The organism is Membranihabitans marinus, assembly GCF_019802045.1.
Taxonomy (GTDB): domain Bacteria; phylum Bacteroidota; class Bacteroidia; order Chitinophagales; family Saprospiraceae; genus Membranihabitans; species Membranihabitans marinus_A.
On sequence record NZ_JAHVHU010000005.1, the window covers coordinates 213,628 to 233,056 of the forward strand.

Consider the following 19,429-nt stretch of genomic DNA (forward strand, 5'->3'; position numbering starts at 1 on the left):
TTGGATGTACCAGCCTGGCGTGGTACTAATACCACATGTATTTGATAATGCCGTATAAAATTTTGTAAATATTCAAAGATTGTCGAGAAATAAAACGGAGGTATAACTGGAGTTACACCGAGTGTTTTTGACGAAGCGAATCGAAGTATATTTTGCAATATAGGCGGCAATTATGAATTCAAATGGTTTTAATGCCAACTAGTCAGATGCAGATGCCAGGAAGGACTGATTAACCCGCTTTATTCACCACGTCAATCTTTTATGCTGCCTAATTTCCAGTACATCAATTGCTTAATTCCCAAAATTGGGCATATTACATAGCCCATTATTGAGTGACGTTTGACTTTTGACCCATACATTATCCTCGGGACAGAGCCCTCTCACAGTCTAGGCGGGCTCTGGTCGGAGTGCCAGGCAGACCGATGACGCCCAATTCGCTTTTGATGGAGCGAAGCGATATACAACCGTGCCACTGTCATCGAATGACCAGAACCTACATTTGGTGAGTAAACGGAAGGCTCCTCTCCAAGGATGAATGCATCAGAAACCAAAGCGATCCCAAACATCAGCCATTTTCATTCACCTTGTAATCTTTGGTAAAAGAATCCAATTTCATTTTCAGAACCCCAAAAATAGCTTCATGAACAATGTTGGTAGACATTTTTGACTTTCCCAGTTCCCGGTCTTTAAATAGGATGGGAATCTCTTTGATTCTAAATCCGGTCGTCCAGGAGGCAAATTTCATTTCAATCTGAAACGAATACCCAACGAATCGAATTTTATCCAGATTGAGCGCGCTCAGCACTTCATTTTTGTACCCTACAAAACCCGCGGTCACATCGCGGACAGGCATCCGCGTAATCATCCGCACATAAAAAGAGGCTCCCTTGCTCAGCCACAGTCGTTTGCGAGGCCAGTCAATGACCCCACCGTCTTCCACATATCGACTGCCAACTACGACATCAGCCTGATCACGCGTCAGCACCCCAGCCATTCGTACCAGATCTTTCGGATTGTGTGAAAAATCCGCATCCATTTCATAAATAAAGTCATAATTATGAGCCAATGCCCATTTAAATCCATGAATATACGCCGTACCCAATCCAAGCTTCCCGGTTCTTTCTTCCAAGTGCAACCCGGGCGTGACTTTCTGCACATCACGGACTATATCTGCAGTTCCATCGGGGGATCCGTCATCGATGACCAATACATCAAAAGAAACTGACAATTCTTTTACAGCGGATATGATGGAGCGAATATTCTCCTTTTCATTGTACGTGGGAATGATAACAAGATGTGACTTCACATTATAGGTTTTGACTGGCGTCAAAGATAGAAAATCATTTGGAATGACCATACTCTGATCCCATTTCGATGGATGGAATAAGAGTCTGCCTTAAAATCGGGCATCCTTCTTGTTTTTACTGAATCACCAATTTCCGTACTACCACGCCGTTACTCACTACAATAGATATAAAATAGATACCGGGAGGCCAATTTGACACCGCTAAATAATACTCGTTTGTGATATGTTCCCGGACAGATATCTGTGCGCTTACCTTTCGCCCCAAATTTTCTGACACCAAAACATCTTCAATCGGGAGTGCCGATTGAGAAGTATTAATATGGACATAGTTCGTGGCTGGATTGGGATAAAGTGTGATATCAATATGCTCCAGCACCTTTTCCGATGCGGTAGAAGTTCCTGCAATGGTAAAATCTCCACTTTCATCACTGTAATCATCTCCGGCATTGTCCTCCACCACCCTTATCCGGGCCTCCTTGGTGGCGGTGGACGGAACAATCCAATCATAGGCCAACGTCTTCACATTAATATCCAGTTTTAAAGCTTCATAGGTCTTACCCCCGTCAGTAGAAAAATAAAGATCCCAATTTTGGGTGACTTGTGCTATCGTTTCTTCCCATTCGATCTTAACCGTTGCACCGGGATCAAGCGTCTCTCCCCCTTTTGGACTTTTGAGGTTTACGTGTGCCATAGCGGACATGGTCACCATCATGCTGAAAATAAGGAAAAGAAATTTTATGCTGTGGTAAGGTTTCATATGCTATCAGTTTCACCACCCGGGGACGGGTGAAATCTCAAATAAAATAACTACATAGATAAAGGTAAGAAAAATGGTATTTGCAGCATCATTCCTGCCGATCGATCCAGTACATACATCCTCAAAATGACACCATCGCATAGTACACCACGATAAGCAGCAGGGCAATTAAGCCATAAGCCAAGAACAAGAGTGATCGATGCACGTTCTTAAACTTAACCGCAGCGATTTTCGAAATAATATAAATCTGTTGCCCCAACTGATCAAACAAAGCATCTTCATTAGTGCTGATTTCGTGAAAGGTCTTTGAAAATTGCTTGATGGACCCAAACCGGGATATAACATCCTTAAAGAAAAAGATATTCTTATCATAAGAGATTTCCAGCCGGGGAATAAAACAACGAATCGCAAAATAAATGGAAGTTACCGTACATATGAACCAACCACCCAGCAACAGGTAAAGAACAATCAGTACAGAATGATGCACCTCAGCTATCCGCATGCTCTGGTACACGAAATTAAGCAAAATGCCGTAAAAGGAAAGGATCAATCCTGCTTTCAACTCGGAGGCCCGTATCAGGCCTTGCAAATAATTGATACTCCCCCAATAATGATCGACAAGTTCTTCGGTAAATCTGGTTTCGAGTGGTTCTTGACCTGGTGTTTCATCCATTGTCATATTGATTCATTTTTATCGAAAATATTCAGAGATTTTATTCCAAAACTTCATAGACCACGAGTGGTATCGATTTATTTTTCATAGTGATCTCACCTATTCTTTCACATCTAAAAGCTTCTTTTATTTGATTGTAACATTCTTCACATATTAGTATTTGCGCTTCTTCTGCCGCATCCTGAAGACGTGCTGCTGTATTGACACTGTCCCCAATCACCGTAAAGTCCAGACGCTTAAGACTTTCAGAGCCGATGTTTCCACAGATCATTTCGCCGCTTTTGATGCCAATGGAAACTTTTGGTTTAAAATCTTCCAGTTCCTTTATTTTCGGCAAATTATTGATTTCATGTCGTACGGACAAGGCGGCGTCGACCGCTCTATCCAAATGGTAATCTCCGCGAAAAACAGCCATCACCGCATCCCCGATAAATTTATCGACAAACCCATCCTGATCCATGATTTCCTTGACCATCACATCAAAGTAGGTATTGATCATATGCACCACAGTGTCCGGCGGTGCTGTTTCACTTATCCTGGTAAAGCCACACACATCGATGAACATGACGGTGGCCTCAATGGTTTCGCTACGCAACAATACAGACTCATATTCCTTGCTCCCCATGAAGCTTAAAACATTTTCGTCGACATACATTTTGAGGATATTGTTCTCTTTGATCGCCTGTAATGTTTTTTTGATTTGCCGGGTATATTCAATCGTTTTTTCGATGGTAATAGTCAGATCCTTAAAGTTAATGGGCTTCGTCACAAAGTCGAAAGCACCGCGGTTCATAGCGGTACGAATATTCTCCATATCCCCATACGCAGAGACAATCACCGATCGAAGAAGCGGTTTTGTTTCATTGAGCTTACTGAGCAGCGTTAGGCCGTCCATTTCGGGCATATTGATATCACTTAACACGACATCTACATCGGGCTCGTTCTCGAGTTTTTTCAAGGCATCCACTCCATTTACAGCAAACAAAAATTCGTATTTTTTATCACGAATTTGTTTACGGAATTTTTGTTTGATCAAGACTTCCAGATCCGTTTCATCATCGACTACGAGTAACTTGGTCATGCCATTAATCTTTTGAGTTTCGTTGTTACCATTTTAAAACTAACGGTTTTATCAGAGGCATAAAGCACCCAGCTCAAATAACCGCCACGTAATCCACCACAGCCTCAAATGGTAGTCCTAAAGACGATCGTCCGCTAACCAAGGTCTCGTATATGGTGGAATGTTGCTTAGCTATTGATGCGTTCATACCTTTAAATTTAACACAATATTTACACAGTTTAGTAGATTTTTCCACTTCCTGATCCTGGATCAATAATAATATTTCGACGTTTCATTTCCCTGTCTCTTTTCGAACTAATTTTTTAACAGGTAATTGAATGATAAACGTGGTCCCGTGAGCCTCATCGGTCTGTACTTTCAATTCACCTTCATGAGCTTTTACGATATCATAACTCAGGCTAAGTCCCAGGCCGGTCCCCGCTCCGGTGGGTTTGGTCGTAAAAAATGGTTGGAATATTTTATCGAGAACTCGAGAAGGAATTCCCGGACCGTTGTCAGAGACCGCAATTTCTATAAAGTCTCCGTTATTTTCATGGAACCTCCCCTTTGCCTTACTTCCAGGCTTTCTTGATTGAGCGTTGAATAATTTTGTACTGATAGTTACGGTAGGTTGATAGGGATTTTCCTTGGTGTGAACACGTTCCTCTGAACCATCCGACATACGCCTGAACTGCTTGTTCTTCTCTGTACAGGCATAGAACGCATTGGTAATCAGATTCAGGATCACTCGCCCCATATCCTGTGGAATAATTTCTATTTTACCAATAGAATCATCATAATCAGTTTCCAGGGATACGTTAAAAGATTTGTCTTTGGCTCGCATCCCATGATAGGCCAGCCGAATGTATTCATCAACCAGATTATTAATATCGGTCGCCAGTTTCTCACCAGAATTGGTCCGGCTGTGTTGCAACATGCCTTTAACAATACTATCAGCCCGACGTCCGTGATGCATAATCTTATCCAAATTACTCATGACGTCATCAGCGATCTCTTTCACCTCAGTCAGATGACCGTCATCAAGTTCTTCAATCATCTCTTCGAGAAGTTCCTTACTCACTTCGCTGAAATTATTAACAAAATTGAGCGGATTTTTAATTTCATGTGCAATCCCTGCGGTTAGTTCACCCAGGCTGGCCATTTTCTCTGATTGAATCAACTGCTTTTGAGCTGCTTTCAAATCATGCAGTGTTTTCTCTATGTTTTGTTTTGCTTCATCTAGTTTTATAAAATCTTCATACCTGGCATACGCCATGGAAAATGCCTCCGCTAGTGAATCGCTTAAGTTGATTTCATCCTGAGTAAGCGGACTTGTATTACCGACATACAGCATACCTTGCGAAAAAGGGATAAAGTGCAAATCCAAAGACGGTGGTGGTGAAGCCGCTCCTTGATAAGCTTGAGCGCTGGTTATCTGGTCGATATCCAATAAGTAATTTGTCCATTCTACAAAGTCCTCTTCTTCCCAATGCGTATGATAAACTTCATTTAATTTCCATGCGGCCACGGCATGATTGGTCAGGGCGTTGGATCCGAAAGCCATGTTCAGTGTGCCCAGTGACAACCCATTGGGTGCTGACAAATATACTTCTACATTTTGCTTGTCCTCATCAATAATAAAAACCCCACATCTTATGAAGGGCACACCGAGTGTGGTTAGTTCATCCCATATTAGAGGCGTAATTCTTCCCAGATCTGTTGTAGTTCGCATGGACGCTATCTGACCACGCACCCGATCCAGAGAGGCACGCCGCGCAGCTTCTTTGGACTGGGCTTCTGCATTTTTAAGATCGATAAACCGTTGGTATATCTGACCAAAAACATTGGCAAACCGGACCATAATATGACATTCCTCCTTCGTCAACGGAAAAAGAGAAACTACATTAAGCGATCCTTCTGCATAAAGGAACGCTGAGGTAGTTTCATGGTCACTGAATCCGGATGGCAGTTCACAGGACAGATATGGTGCTATATTTTCATAGTATTCGGACACCTCACCGCCCGACCGGGTTTGGATAAAATAAGGACTTTGGTCTTTCCAGGCGGTAACCATCCCATTAAAAAACGGATGCACACCACATGGCAGGACCCCCAGGACTTTATTCCCTGTATTCCTATTTTGTTCTGCCCCCGACCATATTTCAATGGATTCTGTATCGGGATCGACGATGCAAACCTCCGTACGAAGCGCTTTAATACCAAGGCTGGTAATTTCATTGAGCATCACTTCAGATACTTCAACAAACTCGCTACTGGTCTGCATGGCCATGCTCCTGGACCGAACTCGTTCCAACGCGGCCTCTATTTCAAGATCCCGATTTTGCTGTTCAACGGCCTTTTGTTTTTGTTCCAATTCTTCGATCGTTTCTTCCAAAAGAATAGCAGTAGTCCGTTTTACTTTTTCAGTCCGTTCCAGTTTGAACTCAGAAACAGCCAGTGATCGGTCCACTTTATTTAAATATCCGGACAGTTTTTCTTTTTCACAGGCTGAAATACCGTCTGATGATGTAATAAAATTTAATATGCTTTCAAGTTCGGGATTCATTACTTATAAACTCCGTTTATGTGTTAGGCCGACGAGCGGTATATCGGATGGCACGAGCGGAAACGGGCAAAGCAGCGTCTTGAATAAAGCCGAGCAGCACGACGATAAAAACTGGCAGCACTCCGCCTCCTTTATTAAGAGATCAGAGATTGACTCCCATCTGTACGAACACCAGCCAATCTGAAGTTCTAATCCGCTTTCTCTTTTAAAACCACACAGCATGTGGTCAGATTATGCAATTCAAGGTTTCCTCCTGTGGCACGCCCAAATTCTGCATTACTAAACATCCCGGCCATGGGCACATTCCACACGTTTTTGACACCTTCTATTTCTTCCGTCATCAAAGGTCCCAATGACAATATCCTGCCGGCGCAACTGAATACGATCAGTGCATCTGCCGATGGCATTTCCAGGGCTTTTAATTTTTCCAAATGGGTAACGACTTTTTCCATCACATCAAAATCCGGGGGCAAAGAAAATCGCACTTTGGACCCCTGAGGTACCGTACCGCCCGTATAGAATGAATGATCGGACCAATCTACAACCAAGCCAGGGCGCATGACTGGATCTCCTTCCTCCCGTTGCAGTTGCAATGGAAAATTAGCGGCCAGTTCCATAAGCAAGCTATCGTTTTCAGGAGTGATATTTTCCAGGCCACCGTATTTTGTGGTTATATCCAACACCGGGATGTCATCTACCGTATAGACATGGTTGCCTTCACTTCTGGTCACAGTGCGTTCGGTTCCCACAGCTTTCCATCCACAGGTGGCGATGCCTTTGAATTCTATTTTCGATTGGTCCAGGGCCAGACAAACCATTCCATTATTACTGTCTTTATCATTGGTAAAAACGAAGGTCTCTTCAAAGGCGTAGTCATCCCCTGCACTACCACCAAAGACATTCACGTCTTCACCTATCACTTCTTCAAATCCATGCAGTATTTCTTCCCCGTCTGCTTCCATATGACTGATGGACAATAAAAATGCGGGTTCTCCAAACTGAGATTTAGCTCTATGAGCAATGCCCGATGCAACTTCTTTATAATTTTTATCCGGGTATTCCTCAAAATAGATTTGAAAATAGTCTTTGGCTAAATCGAGCAGAAGTATGGCTGCTGATCCTTTCTCAGTCTTTTCATCAATAAATTCTCCGTTGGTAGTACAACCAAATATTTCAATATCCCTGTCATCCAATAATGTGGCAATGGCATCCCGATCCATGATTTTAGATGCGAATACGATGGCCAGGGTAGGCCGAAACATCTCTTCCCCGGACTGCTCCTGAACGGACAAGATCTTGGTTAGGTTCTCTTTTAGTTCTGCGGTTGACTTTCCTTTGATTGATCTAGCTTTCATAAATTTCTATTTCACGGCCCTAAATTTCAATAAACAACGGACATTGACAACCAAATCCCTCAATAATTAGGGCATCCCTAATATAGGGAAATATTTTGTTTTAGTTTAATTTATTTTTACATACTGTTATTCTGACTCAATCTCTGCGGCAATTTGAGTTACATTCTTGATAATAATGGATATGATTTGAGGTATAAACGACCCATCGACGGTGTGGCTGAGCCAAGGATTCATAATCGTAGATATGAGAAAATGAACAGGTGCATTCACATGGGTATCCACACCCAACCGCTGGCGTAAATTGTCAATTAATACATCGCCATCAACCGGACGACTAAATGCGGAAGAAGTGACTACGAGCTCCGTGCTTTTCGTATTATCCTCGTAAGGTTTATAGCTGAACCTTCTGTAAATTTTATTGTTCAATTCGTTCACTTTGGCCATATCACTATTCGGCTTCCCATCCCGGTCGTAATAATTATACAAATACGTTATGATGGTCTGATCCCCACCAAGCAATTTGAACAGTTGAAAAGCCTCTTCATCTTCCAATAATTCCTGATTGGTCTTATTAACAATCCGGTCTCGAATAAACTCATATTGTTGCTTTACCTCTGCTTCAGACCTCCCTTCTTGTATGGCAGGTATGGGAACTAACGGAACCACAAAAAAAGGAATATCGGTAATATTCAAGCAAACCAATGCGGCGTAGAGTCGTTTGGCATTAAAGAAACATTCACCCGAAAGCTGACCATAACCATCCACATTGGGCCGGATCACTTTATGGCTCAAATAAACAGCAGCGGCTGCAGCTCCGGGTTTCGACCCTTCCACCCCATACACGCCTACCGTAGGATCTACACCGCCATGATAGACCACCGGCGCTGTAAAAGAAACGAGGTTTCGCATCGCTGAATTACGATAACACAGCGCGCCGGCGGGATATGGTACATAACCAGACTTATGGGGATCAACGGTGATGGAGTCCGCCTCCTGAAGCACCTTGTACTGATTGGTTACATATTCGCTCATCGGTAGAGCAGCCATTTCGGATTCATTAATGTGAGTAAAAGTATGGGATTTGCTTTCATCATGGCTGTTCAACATTGTCTTGTAATACCCACCCCAGGCGGCATCACAATGAAGCGCAAATTCGAGGCCCCGCGTCCGGTACTCTTTTCGTATTTCCAGAATATCAGCCAGTGGATCGACGGCACTTTCTTCCGTGGTACCCACTATGGCAACCACATTCATCAGCGGAATCTTTTTTTCAAGACACAGCTCCAGCGATTGCCGAAGTTTACTTATATCCATTCTCGCTTTTAAGTCCACCGGGATATTCCACATATTTGCGGCGCCAATGCCTAATATAGCTGCTCCTTTGGGCCAGGAATAATGACGAGTTCCGGAACAAATCGACACGGGAGATTCTTGGATCTCGGGAAGGTATTTTTGCAATATCTGAAGATATCCAATCTCTTGGACAGAATAATGAGAAATAGCCTCATTGATTGCAGCTATTTCAATCCCATATTCGGTACTTATACGCTTAGGAATATCCAACACCCCATCGATAGAAAGATTGAGAACACCCCAATCATCAAGCGTTGCAAGAGTTTCCATTTTTCCATTGGCAAGTGTGACCTGGAAGCTCTGAGCGTTTTCAAACACTGCTTCATTTTGAAATGCAGCGCGAACACTGACCGGATATAATTTTAAGTTTCTCGCCATCCACAATCCTTCCAGGTTGGCCACCGAACCATCGCAGGTGATGTGCCCCCACCCTGTGATCAGGTCATCCGGCAGGGCATCTTCAGTTGAATCATGCCCAATCGGCTGCACCGAATATCCCAGCATTTTACACAGATCGTTCCCCACATACATCTCCATCAATGTCGTTACAGGAGATGCTTCAGCAGCCACATTATTCTGATTATACAAAAGCGCGGCAAAATACCCGGCTATTCCGGGAAGTGTAGTATCCCATAACATATGTCCGATCGAACGCATACTAAAAAAGGTACCCGACTCCTGCAATTGTGCAATAAGTTTGTCGTATTCCTCTTTCATCATTTGCATGGTTCGTTCAAACGCCGGACTATTTTGAATGGTCTCGTTAAGATAATCCGGGTCGTCCGGAAAATAATTCTTTCTAAATTCAACATGTCCCCGCAGTGCCCGGTCAAGCATATCGTGTAAATGGATCGCATTGCCTCCATGTGTCCCCAGAAACAAAGCTTCCAGTTTCTCTGCACCGACTCCCTGGAGTCCAATGCGATTTTCTTCATTAAGATTTAAATGGGCGTGTAATAAATCCCGGGCAAATTGATCCGCATGGTGTTTGGGTATTTGGTGCATGGAGCTGTATTAGAGGTTAATGCCTGTTGGCAAATGGTCCATCCGGCATTACTGATGCTAACGACGGACAAGAAATGTATAAAAATTGTGACCAGATAAAGCTATTGCGGTTGTTCTGGCAAATTTGAATTAAAGCAATCTCTGAATATTTTCCAGGTACCTTTTTCTTCCTTCCAAAGCTGGATCGACTTACCAAAGTCTTTATTCTTGCCGCCTTCCTGACTGAGGTTGTATTCCGTCTGCACCCCCACCACGCCTTCATCTCCATATACGATCGTAGTCGTGGCCTTATACTGTGTAAATCCTTGGTCAATGTATTCTGCGATGGTCTTCTCAATAGCATTTTTCCCTTTGACAGCCGGTCCGTTCGGAGCCATAAATTCTCCATCTTCTGTATAGCAATCAGCTACCCCGGCTGCATCGGCGTTAGCCATAGCATTTTCAAAAGCACGAGTTCTTTCATCAATCGCTTTTTTCACCGGATCAGAACTAAAATCTTTTGTTGCATTCATATGTAATTCATTGTATAGTGACGCATTATCCATCAAATCATCGCTCCAATCCAATTGCTTAAGCACACCCGTTGACCCTACCTTGTACTGACTGTGCAAATTAACATTTACATAACAGTATTTCTTGTACAAATGCGACATTTAAAAAAAAAACTCAGCACCTGGCACAGAAAACCCGATTTATCAATCATCGGGACATAACGGTAGTCGTGCCTCCCGCTAACCACAGACATATCTGTCATTAAGAAAAACTAAAAGGATGTTTCCACTCTCACCTGGACAGCAAATAGTTTACAAAATCCATATCGAGCTGAACCAGGCTGTTCGGGGAAACCTGAAGATACTCTTTGACATATCGGGACATATGTGATTGGTCATAATACCCTGCTTGATCAGCAAGCTGGGTCCATGTAATGTCGGGTTGGCTCTGTATTAATTGTATCAATGATTTGAAACGGTAAATTTGGGCATAAACTTTTGGGGAAAGACCAACCATTTTACGAAAATGACGTTCCAGGGTTTTGCGGTGATAACAACCGTTTACTTCGAGATCATGCACGGTGACACCACCCTGTCGTTCATGAATAAAATTCAAGACCTTCCTCAGCTTTTCAAAGTTTTTCCCGGCCGGGTTGGTTTTTATGAAAAATTGATCCAAAATCTTTATCTGATGATCCGTGCTCTGATCAGCGGTTAAATTTTGGATTAAAGTTGCACAAGTGGGTTCACCCAGAAACTGTTTGAGAGGTATGGATTTGTTTGTCAATTCGGCCATATCATTTCCAAAAAGCTCATACATTCCTAGGGGCGTAAAAAATATTAAAAACGCCTTCATTCTGCCCTGGAGTGTTCCATACACGGGCTTGGTAACCTGGCCTGTTACTACCGCTCTTTCTTTAAAGAAAATACGGTCGTCAATGTGAGCCAGCATCGGTTCGTGATCGAATATGGTCTGAATGATGATCCCGCTCAACCCCAGGGGCGGTGAAAAATATGGTTCAGAAATCCCTGCAGGTACTTCAAGAACTCCATAACAAGCTATAAATCGTTGAAGCCTGGCATCAGGAAAATAAGTAGCTGGTTCTTTCATTGTGGGTTTAGTATTGTTTAGCTTAGATGCCTGTTCGTTCATTCACAACCAGTAAAAAACAAACTAACATTTGACAAAGCAAATTAAATATCATTTTAAATAAATATTTTACTTGTCAAATGGGGCGTAATTTATATTTAGGCAGCATAAATATAGTTATATTTTTTTAAAACATACTTATGCGGCGCTAATAAAGATCTATAAAAGATAAACATGAATCACTATTTATGGATTATTCTCCATCTGACATTTTTAATTAATCTAACTGGCCAAAGTAAACCGAACGTAGACCAGTCCCTCACACCCGATCCCTTCTTTTCTTCCCAGACAATTGATCTCATCTTTGAAAAAGCAGCACAGCTGCCTGAAGACACCCAAGTTTCCATAGGCCTGGTCAAAAATGATTCAGTTCACTATCTTGGCATACGAAGAATCAAAGACACCCTTTTGATGTGTGATCTTTCAAAGGCTATTTTCGAAATTGGTTCCATCACAAAAGTATTTACCAGTACCTTGTTGGCAGAATTTGTATTAAATAACGGGCTACATCTGAACGACAACATCAATGACTACCTCCCTTTCGAACTTAATAAAGATCAACGCATCGCCTTTATTCAGTTGGCCAATCACACGTCGGGATTACCCAGAATGCCAACAAATCTCGATCTCAGCAAGGTAAATCCCAACAATCCATATGAATCATACGGCGAAGAAGAGTTAACTCTATACCTGTCCGGTCAAATGGAATTATCCACCCCACCCGGTAAAAAGTATGTCTATTCCAACCTCGGAGTGGGTTTAATGGGGTACCTCTTAAGTTCGGTAGCACATACCAGTTATGAAAATCTGCTGCAAACCAAAATATTCAATAAATATGGGATGGTTCATTCCACGACCATCCAAGGAAAAGTACAAGACCAATTAATCAGAGGGATCAATGATCAGAGTGAAATTGTTTCCAATTGGGATATGAATGTATTGCAAGGTGCCGGGGGGATTTTATCAAGTGTGGAAGATCTCACCAAGTTTGCAAGAGCTCAATTTGATACTGAAAACAAAGCTCTGGCGCTGACCAGAACATCCACCCATCAGGTATCAGACCAAATGCGGCAAGGATTGGGCTGGGGGATTCTCATTAGAAAAGAAGACTCAGCATGGTACTGGCACAATGGAGGGACAGGCGGTTATACTTCGTCCATGATCGTTGATGTCAAGAACAGAAACAGTGTTGTTGTATTATCCAATTTATCAGCGTTCAGTAAAAGGACTGATGCCATCGGGGAACTGTCCCATGAACTTATGGTGCTGCTTTCTAAATAGCTCGAAGCTTACCCATCATTTCCGGTCCCTGATTCCAAGCGTGGCCGATTCCTGATTTAATAGAAAAAACCACACCTAATCAATTCTTAATATACCGGACCTTCATTTATTCCAAAACCTGGTGCAAGTCATCAGTCCGCTCGAACCTAAAATAGTTACTGTACAGATACTTCCTAGTATACTACTCTTGCTCCAGCAACGACCGATTGTAATACGATATCTCTCTGACAATCTTTCCATTCTCATCAAAGTCATCATTAAGGTGCATAAAAAGTGTGATCTTTTTATCATCCGACTTTCGGGTCATGTGAATATTCCACCAGGATAAGACAGACCGACCATTACTAAGGTCGTACTCCAGATAATCGGGATAACCTACCACCTCTATATCTGTGATATCAAAAGAGTTTAGTACATTTTCAAGAATATTTTTCTTCTCCCCCAATGAAAACGTTGTAGCGGGATCTTCATCATTAACGTCATGAAACTGGACCTCCGGACTATAAAAACTTAAGGAATGTTCTATATCTCCATTTTCCAGACTGTACATCATCTTACGCACACTATTAATATTGGGGTGGTTTTTATAGATTGTGCCATTTGGAAGCGTTGAAAAACTTTCACCTATTTCTTTGAAAATTGATTCATTGAAGTAACCGATAGCTGTTTTGATCTTGTTATCATTGGTGATTTGAAACAAACGATGGCCCAAGGAATTGAGTTTCACACCAGTCTTTTTGTGGACGCCTTTGACCATATCCCAGGTTTGAACCCAGACGATATCATCATCGTTGTCCTTTTCGTACCGAATGGCATCCGGATAAGATCCGTGTAAATCAGAAATGGAAAAATAATCCAATAACCGGGACCAGCGCAACAAGCCGGCAATATACTTTTCCTTCGTGGTTCCTTTCTGGTCAAGGGTCCGGGAAACCCCATTGTAACCATTGAAATCATCCGCCAGCAACGCAGCTATTTTAGCGGAATCCCCGGCCACCACGGCCTGGTCGAGGCTCTTTATGACATCTATAGCAGGATGTTCAATATAAACCGTCCCATTCTCTTCCATTTGAGCAATAACCGCTGGCAAACCAGCCAAAACAATAACTAGAGTCCAAATTAATCTTTTCATGTTTTAAGGTATTTTAGCTTTTAATTAAATATATTACCCTAAATGTAACACTACCATAACATCTAGTCTTGTACAGATACGACATTTTTTAAATAATCAATCATGAAATTTTCACCCACAAACGCATCGAAAGCGGTGTCCGGGTCAAGTTTTGAAAAGTCGATCCGGGTGACCATGGTCAATATATTTGCGATGATGGCCACACTAGCTACTTTCAGTTATTTATTTGTATACGAAGGTTTGTTTTTCTACCTGAATATATTTTTCATGTTTGGATTTTCAGCCACCATGATATTCAATACGATCGGACGGACGCGTTTTGCCAAACTCTGGCTTTATACCCTGATCCACCTAGCCATTTTTCTATCTGCTTCCGCTTTTGGGCGGGCAGCCGGTGAGCAACTGATCCTTCTTCCGGTGTTGTTCGGTGGTGTTTTGGTATTTCATAGTCGGGAGAAGTGGAGCATGATGTTTGCCATCTCACTCACGTTGATGACTCTACTTCTCCTGGAATGGACGGAATACTCCATATTGACACAATCAATCAGTCCGCAAATCCAATTGAAGTATTACTATGGAAATCTGAGTGTTGCCGTGGTGGCATCCACGATCGCTGCTCTGTTTCACCGCAGGTTATACAATAATCAATTGCACAAAACAAGAGAAATGATCTCCGTCAGCTTGGAAATAGAAGATACTATAAATTACTTTTCGACCTCGTTATTTGGTCAGAATACGGTCGAAGAAATTTTATGGGATGTTGCAAAGAACTGCATTAGCAGACTGGGTTTTGAGGATTGCGTAATTTACTTAGTGGATGCGGATAACAATGTTTTGGTTCAAAAAGCAGCCTTTGGAGCCAAAAACCCTGATGCATTCAAAATTAAAAACCCTTTAGAAATTCCAATCGGAGAAGGAATTGTGGGTCACGTAGCCAAATTTGGAACACCTCAACTGGTGGAAGACACCACTTTAGATTCTCGCTATATTGAAGACGATATTTTCCGTTTTTCAGAGTTAGCTGTTCCGTTGATCTACAACGACACCGTTATCGGAGTCATTGATTCTGAACATTCAAAGAAAAACTTTTTCACAAAACGACATCTCCGACTCCTGCAAACCATAGCCGCGCTATGTGCTAATAAAGTGATCCGGGCCCAAGCAGAGGCCGATGCAGAAAAAACAAAATTGCTCCAAATTGAAGCGGAGAAGATCAAGGCGATAGATGACCTAAAGACCAAATTACTCACAAATATTTCTCATGAACTTCGCACGCCACTGACACTGATCAAAGGAACGATCGACAACCATCTACCAGCTGCAGATAACAGTGATTGGGCCATCTTGAATACTCATACGAACCGCCTTCTCCGGCTGATCAACCAATTATTGGACCTAACCAGATTGGAATCCGGACAGTTTTTGCTACACCCGGCACCGGGTGATATATCTGCATTTTTCAAAATGTCGGTTGCCTTGTTCACACCTATGGCCGCGACTAAGAATGTGTCCATAGATCACGAGGGCCTCCTTACACCATTATACCTCAATTTTGATCGGGATGCGCTCGAAAAAATATTCTACAATATCCTTTCCAATGCCGTAAAATTCACGCGTGAAGGAACGATCATCAGAATCCATACATCGTATGCAAAAGGCAGCCTCCGTGTACAAGTTTCAGATCAGGGACCCGGAATACCTAAGACAGAACACAAGAGCATCTTCGAAAGATTTTACCAATCCGGGAATGATCGATCCGGAACAGGAATTGGGCTCGCCATCACCAGAGAGCTGGTGGAACTTCACCAAGGTCATATTTCCCTTCAAAGTTCAGAAAAATTCGGGAGCATATTTGAATTAAATATTCCGCTCCATCGCAGTGATAAAGAACTTATATCTTCATTAAAATCCACAGATTCTACCCGGAAACCAACTACAGAAAAGGCCATATATATCAAGAACAAACCCCAGTTACTCCTTATAGAAGATAACGTAGAAGTGGCTGATTTACTGGTCCGGTTATTGAAAGAAAAATATCACGTGCACCTGGCTTATGAAGGCAATTCAGGAATCCAGCAAGCTAAAGATCTGATTCCGGACCTGATCATCAGTGATGTCATGATGCCAGGAATAAGCGGACTTGAATTAACCAGAAAGATAAAAACAGATCCATTGACCAATCATATCCCGGTAATCCTGTTAACGGCACGGGCCGATATGGAAAGCAAATTGAAGGGGTTACACACCGGAGCTGATGACTATCTTGTAAAACCCTTTCATTCGAAGGAATTACTAAGCCGGATAAAAAACCTTCTCAGGCAAAGAGTTTTACTTCGTGAAAAATTCAAAAAGATCATCGAACTTCACCCCCGAAAAACATCCACTCTCAGTGGAGAAGAAAATTTTCTACTACGTTTAATGGAGGTTATGGAACAAAGATTTCACGAATCAGAATTTGGCGTTCGAGAGTTAGCTCGCGAGATGAATATGAGTCGGATGCAGGTGCATCGAAAAATAACCGCCTTGCTTGGTCACTCAGCAAATAAGTTTATGCGGGAATTTCGTCTGGAAAAAGCAGCACAACTTCTAGCAAAAGGTGAAATGGTATCACAAGCAGCTTATTCTGTTGGGTATAGCAGCCTTTCCAATTTCTCGAAAATATTCAAAGCCAAGTTCGGGGTTTCCCCTTCAGGATACAACTCCAATTCCGGATCATAATTCCCAATCCTCTGATTTTGTTACAACGGCGTGCATCATTGTTACTTATCCATCAAAAGGCCATCAGTTGAAAGTGTAATTTGTCCGTTGTCTTTTTAACTCCTAAATGTATTAAGATATGAAACGAACTATTCTTTTTCCCGTTCTTTTCCTGACAGCGATTATTTTGGGGATCTCCGGATGCAGCAAAGAAAACTCCAACACCAATTCCATTAAAATCACCTCCACAAATCCTGACTCGCCGGCTAACTTGCCTTTTGGTGAATTTGTACTGATTCGGTATGAGTATCATATAAGCCATCCAGAAGGAGCCCGAATATGGGTCCAACCATATACTGATGGAAAAAAAACACCAAATTTCCTTTATTCCAAATCAAAAATATTTACGGGTAAGGGATCACGAGAAGTCGGTGTTTCAGTGAAAGATGGTCCTCATGCTGTCCTGGTAGACCAGTTGAGGATAATTATCACCACCCCCGATCAGGAAAAATCACTTTATGAATCATTCCTGGATGTACAATACACCTTTACTGATTAATGTTTTTTTATCGATGTAACTGGGATCACTCATTGTCAGTCATCCGCCAAATGATTACCTATTAGCAGAAAAAACACCCTGTAATAGTTATTCAGCAGACATCACTTTAGATTGCTGACCATAAAACCATACTTCCATTTCTGCGGGACCATGAGCTCCACGTACCAATATCTGAGCGATGTCAGCCGTAGCGGAAGAGCCGGCTATAAAAATCCCAAAGCCCACTGAGGATAATTTGATCCGGTCATACGCCTCATGCATATCAGGAACCAGTGCATCCTGCGGAACCAGAGCTATTAATTTGCGGCCCAAAAATAAAAATTGCCGGTGCCCAACCTCCTGGTCCGTAATATATACAGCTCCGTTTTCCGCTACCGCAAAACGCGCTTCCACGGCAGTCACATCAGGTTCTGTGACCGAATCTTCCTGGATTGTTGATTCACCTTGGATCAGATCCCGGAGCATTAATCCAGAGCTGGACTGTTTCAGTGTTTCCAAAGCGGCTTGCCTCGACTCAAAAAATCGCGTCACTCCCCCTATACCATCCAGATGAAAAACAAATCGGTCTAAGACATCCATAGGTGGTGGTGCAGTACGCGCACGCGTGGGGAGTGCAACGGGTGCAGGTTTGTGATCACGTACTGATTGCAAAATCGTTTCTCGACTATTCATTCTCTTCATTTTTTCTGGTCTTTAAGTACCACTCTCGAAAGCTTTCATTGGGGGGCTCAGGCAATTCTCGACCTTTCGTCCAGTCATTAACAGTCTTGCGCGCAATACCCGGAAACCAGGACAGCAGCTTTCGCGCCCATTTCCCAGCTCGCCGATACCAGCTCGGCCGAGACAGAATCCAACTTCCAACCTTCATGGGTAAGGACTTTTTGGTATCGACCTCACCCTCCTCTACAATAACCTCCCGCCACTTAAGCAATTGGCCGTGTATATCTATTTTGACCGGACACACTGCGCTGCATGACCCACACAAGGAAGAGGCAAAAGGCAAGTCATCATATTCTTCAAAATTACGTGCCGGAGCAATGATGCTTCCAATAGGGCCAGGCACCGCATAGCCATAGCTGTGACCTCCTCCGGAGCGGTAGACCGGACAGGTATTCATACAGGCTCCACAACGAATACACTTTAACGCCTCCCAAAAATCTTCCATACCCAGGTGATGGGATCGACCATTGTCTACCAGGATAAGATGCATTTCTGAGCCCGCTCTCGGTTTTTGATAGTGGCTCGTGTAGGTCGTGATTCGCTGACCGGTTGCAGATCGCGCCAGCAGCCGAATAAAAACACCCAGATCTTCCTGCCGGGGGATCAATTTTTCGATGCCCATGCAATGAATCTGAACAGGAGCCTTATTTACCCCCAGGTCGGCATTGCCCTCATTCGTACAAATGGTCACGGTTCCAGTCTCGGCCACTCCAAAATTAACACCGGTCACCGCAGCTTTTGCATTCATAAACCGCTGCCGCAAATCCTTCCGGGCAGACAATGTAAGGTACTTGGCATCCAGATTTCCCGCTTCGGTATTCATGGTATCGTGGAACAGCGCGGAGATTTCCTCCCGTGTTTTGTGCATTGCCGGGACGACGATGTGACTGGGTGGCTCATGCGCCAACTGAACAATGCGCTCTCCCAAATCCGTATCGTAAACTTCCATCCCTTGTTCTTCCAGGAAATGGTTGAGTCCGCATTCTTCCGTTAACATCGATTTACTTTTGACGATGTATGGCACTTCATTTTTTTTCAGAATTTCATACACCCGGGCATTCATTTCGTTTCCATCTACTGCCCAATGAACCTGCACGCCGTTTGCCAGGGCATTTTTTTCAAATTCTTCCAGATACTGATCCAAATGGGTGAGCGTATGCTTTTTAATCTCTGAAGCCCTGGTTCTTAATTCCTCAAACTCCTGCAATTCATTCGCTGCAACATCTCTTTTTCTCCGCAGGTGAATCGCAGCGTTGTGTTGTGCCTTCGGGGAAGGCGATTCATGTATAAAATGGTCCGCAGCTTGGGCATGTTTGGTTCTCAT

15 protein-coding genes are annotated in these 19,429 nt (G+C 42.9%); 3 read left to right on the forward strand and 12 right to left on the reverse strand.

From position 1 onward, the window contains the following. Positions 1-565: 565 nt before the first annotated feature. From KUV50_RS05365 to KUV50_RS05405, 9 genes are all read right to left on the reverse strand, one after another. Positions 566-1,306, reverse strand: a complete 741-nt coding sequence (locus KUV50_RS05365) for a polyprenol monophosphomannose synthase (protein ID WP_315899938.1) — start codon at positions 1,304-1,306, stop codon at positions 566-568. A gap of 115 nt (positions 1,307-1,421) precedes the next feature. Next, positions 1,422-2,063, reverse strand: a complete 642-nt coding sequence (locus tag KUV50_RS05370) for a T9SS type A sorting domain-containing protein (RefSeq protein WP_222579073.1) — start codon at positions 2,061-2,063, stop codon at positions 1,422-1,424. A gap of 121 nt (positions 2,064-2,184) precedes the next feature. Beyond that, positions 2,185-2,742: a Pycsar system effector family protein gene (locus KUV50_RS05375; protein WP_222579074.1), complete on the reverse strand. Its 558-nt coding sequence runs from the start codon at positions 2,740-2,742 to the stop codon at positions 2,185-2,187. 34 nt (positions 2,743-2,776) lie between these two features. Then, a complete protein-coding gene (locus KUV50_RS05380) occupies positions 2,777-3,817 on the reverse strand; it encodes a response regulator (RefSeq protein ID WP_222579075.1) in 1,041 nt (346 codons plus the stop codon). A gap of 271 nt (positions 3,818-4,088) precedes the next feature. Next, a complete protein-coding gene (locus KUV50_RS05385; protein WP_222579076.1) occupies positions 4,089-6,362 on the reverse strand; it encodes a sensor histidine kinase in 2,274 nt (757 codons plus the stop codon). Positions 6,363-6,550: 188 nt separating this feature from the next. Continuing rightward, positions 6,551-7,717, reverse strand: a complete 1,167-nt coding sequence (locus KUV50_RS05390; protein ID WP_222579077.1) for an FIST signal transduction protein — start codon at positions 7,715-7,717, stop codon at positions 6,551-6,553. Between the two features lie 126 nt (positions 7,718-7,843). Then, a complete protein-coding gene (locus KUV50_RS05395) occupies positions 7,844-10,075 on the reverse strand; it encodes a pyridoxal phosphate-dependent decarboxylase family protein (RefSeq protein ID WP_222579078.1) in 2,232 nt (743 codons plus the stop codon). Between the two features lie 101 nt (positions 10,076-10,176). Continuing rightward, on the reverse strand, positions 10,177-10,719 hold the full coding sequence (locus tag KUV50_RS05400; RefSeq protein ID WP_222579079.1) for a YybH family protein: 543 nt from the start codon (positions 10,717-10,719) through the stop codon (positions 10,177-10,179). A gap of 139 nt (positions 10,720-10,858) precedes the next feature. Then, positions 10,859-11,677, reverse strand: a complete 819-nt coding sequence (locus KUV50_RS05405; RefSeq protein WP_222579080.1) for a helix-turn-helix domain-containing protein — start codon at positions 11,675-11,677, stop codon at positions 10,859-10,861. Positions 11,678-11,890: 213 nt separating this feature from the next. On the opposite strand from KUV50_RS05405, the gene KUV50_RS05410 reads away from it, so the two are divergent. After that, the gene (locus KUV50_RS05410) at positions 11,891-12,997 is read left to right on the forward strand and encodes a serine hydrolase domain-containing protein (RefSeq protein WP_222579081.1); all 1,107 of its coding nucleotides are present in this window, start codon (positions 11,891-11,893) and stop codon (positions 12,995-12,997) included. Between the two features lie 181 nt (positions 12,998-13,178). Here KUV50_RS05410 and KUV50_RS05415 read toward each other — a convergent pair whose 3' ends face one another. Next, entirely contained in the window at positions 13,179-14,129 is a 951-nt protein-coding gene (locus tag KUV50_RS05415; protein ID WP_222579082.1) for a nuclear transport factor 2 family protein, read from the reverse strand. A gap of 102 nt (positions 14,130-14,231) precedes the next feature. Between KUV50_RS05415 and KUV50_RS05420 the strand changes: the two genes are divergently transcribed. Continuing rightward, on the forward strand, positions 14,232-16,847 hold the full coding sequence (locus tag KUV50_RS05420; RefSeq protein WP_222579083.1) for an ATP-binding protein: 2,616 nt from the start codon (positions 14,232-14,234) through the stop codon (positions 16,845-16,847). A gap of 118 nt (positions 16,848-16,965) precedes the next feature. Beyond that, positions 16,966-17,385 carry a hypothetical protein gene (locus KUV50_RS05425; protein WP_222579084.1) on the forward strand — a complete coding sequence of 140 codons (420 nt, stop codon included), beginning with the start codon at positions 16,966-16,968 and terminating at the stop codon, positions 17,383-17,385. An 87-nt stretch (positions 17,386-17,472) separates the two neighbouring features. Here the strand turns inward: KUV50_RS05425 and KUV50_RS05430 are convergent, their stop codons facing one another. Further along, positions 17,473-18,057, reverse strand: a complete 585-nt coding sequence (locus KUV50_RS05430; RefSeq protein WP_222579085.1) for a lactate utilization protein C — start codon at positions 18,055-18,057, stop codon at positions 17,473-17,475. Further along, positions 18,050-19,429 carry a lactate utilization protein B gene (locus tag KUV50_RS05435; protein WP_222579086.1) on the reverse strand — a complete coding sequence of 460 codons (1,380 nt, stop codon included), beginning with the start codon at positions 19,427-19,429 and terminating at the stop codon, positions 18,050-18,052. Before KUV50_RS05435 ends, KUV50_RS05430 begins: the two co-directional genes overlap by 8 nt.

What these genes read in the sequence shown, in the direction of transcription:
- KUV50_RS05375 (WP_222579074.1), bottom strand. Translation starts at nt 2,742, where the DNA reads ATGACAATGGATGAAACACCAGGTCAAGAACCACTCGAAACCAGATTT.
- KUV50_RS05390 (WP_222579077.1), bottom strand. Translation starts at nt 7,717, where the DNA reads ATGAAAGCTAGATCAATCAAAGGAAAGTCAACCGCAGAACTAAAAGAG.
- KUV50_RS05430 (WP_222579085.1), bottom strand. Translation starts at nt 18,057, where the DNA reads ATGAATAGTCGAGAAACGATTTTGCAATCAGTACGTGATCACAAACCT.
- KUV50_RS05395 (WP_222579078.1), bottom strand. Translation starts at nt 10,075, where the DNA reads ATGCACCAAATACCCAAACACCATGCGGATCAATTTGCCCGGGATTTA.
- KUV50_RS05370 (WP_222579073.1), bottom strand. Translation starts at nt 2,063, where the DNA reads ATGAAACCTTACCACAGCATAAAATTTCTTTTCCTTATTTTCAGCATG.
- KUV50_RS05415 (WP_222579082.1), bottom strand. Translation starts at nt 14,129, where the DNA reads ATGAAAAGATTAATTTGGACTCTAGTTATTGTTTTGGCTGGTTTGCCA.
- KUV50_RS05405 (WP_222579080.1), bottom strand. Translation starts at nt 11,677, where the DNA reads ATGAAAGAACCAGCTACTTATTTTCCTGATGCCAGGCTTCAACGATTT.
- KUV50_RS05385 (WP_222579076.1), bottom strand. Translation starts at nt 6,362, where the DNA reads ATGAATCCCGAACTTGAAAGCATATTAAATTTTATTACATCATCAGAC.
- KUV50_RS05435 (WP_222579086.1), bottom strand. Translation starts at nt 19,429, where the DNA reads ATGAGAACCAAACATGCCCAAGCTGCGGACCATTTTATACATGAATCG.
- KUV50_RS05425 (WP_222579084.1), top strand. Translation starts at nt 16,966, where the DNA reads ATGAAACGAACTATTCTTTTTCCCGTTCTTTTCCTGACAGCGATTATT.
- KUV50_RS05420 (WP_222579083.1), top strand. Translation starts at nt 14,232, where the DNA reads ATGAAATTTTCACCCACAAACGCATCGAAAGCGGTGTCCGGGTCAAGT.
- KUV50_RS05410 (WP_222579081.1), top strand. Translation starts at nt 11,891, where the DNA reads ATGAATCACTATTTATGGATTATTCTCCATCTGACATTTTTAATTAAT.
- KUV50_RS05380 (WP_222579075.1), bottom strand. Translation starts at nt 3,817, where the DNA reads ATGACCAAGTTACTCGTAGTCGATGATGAAACGGATCTGGAAGTCTTG.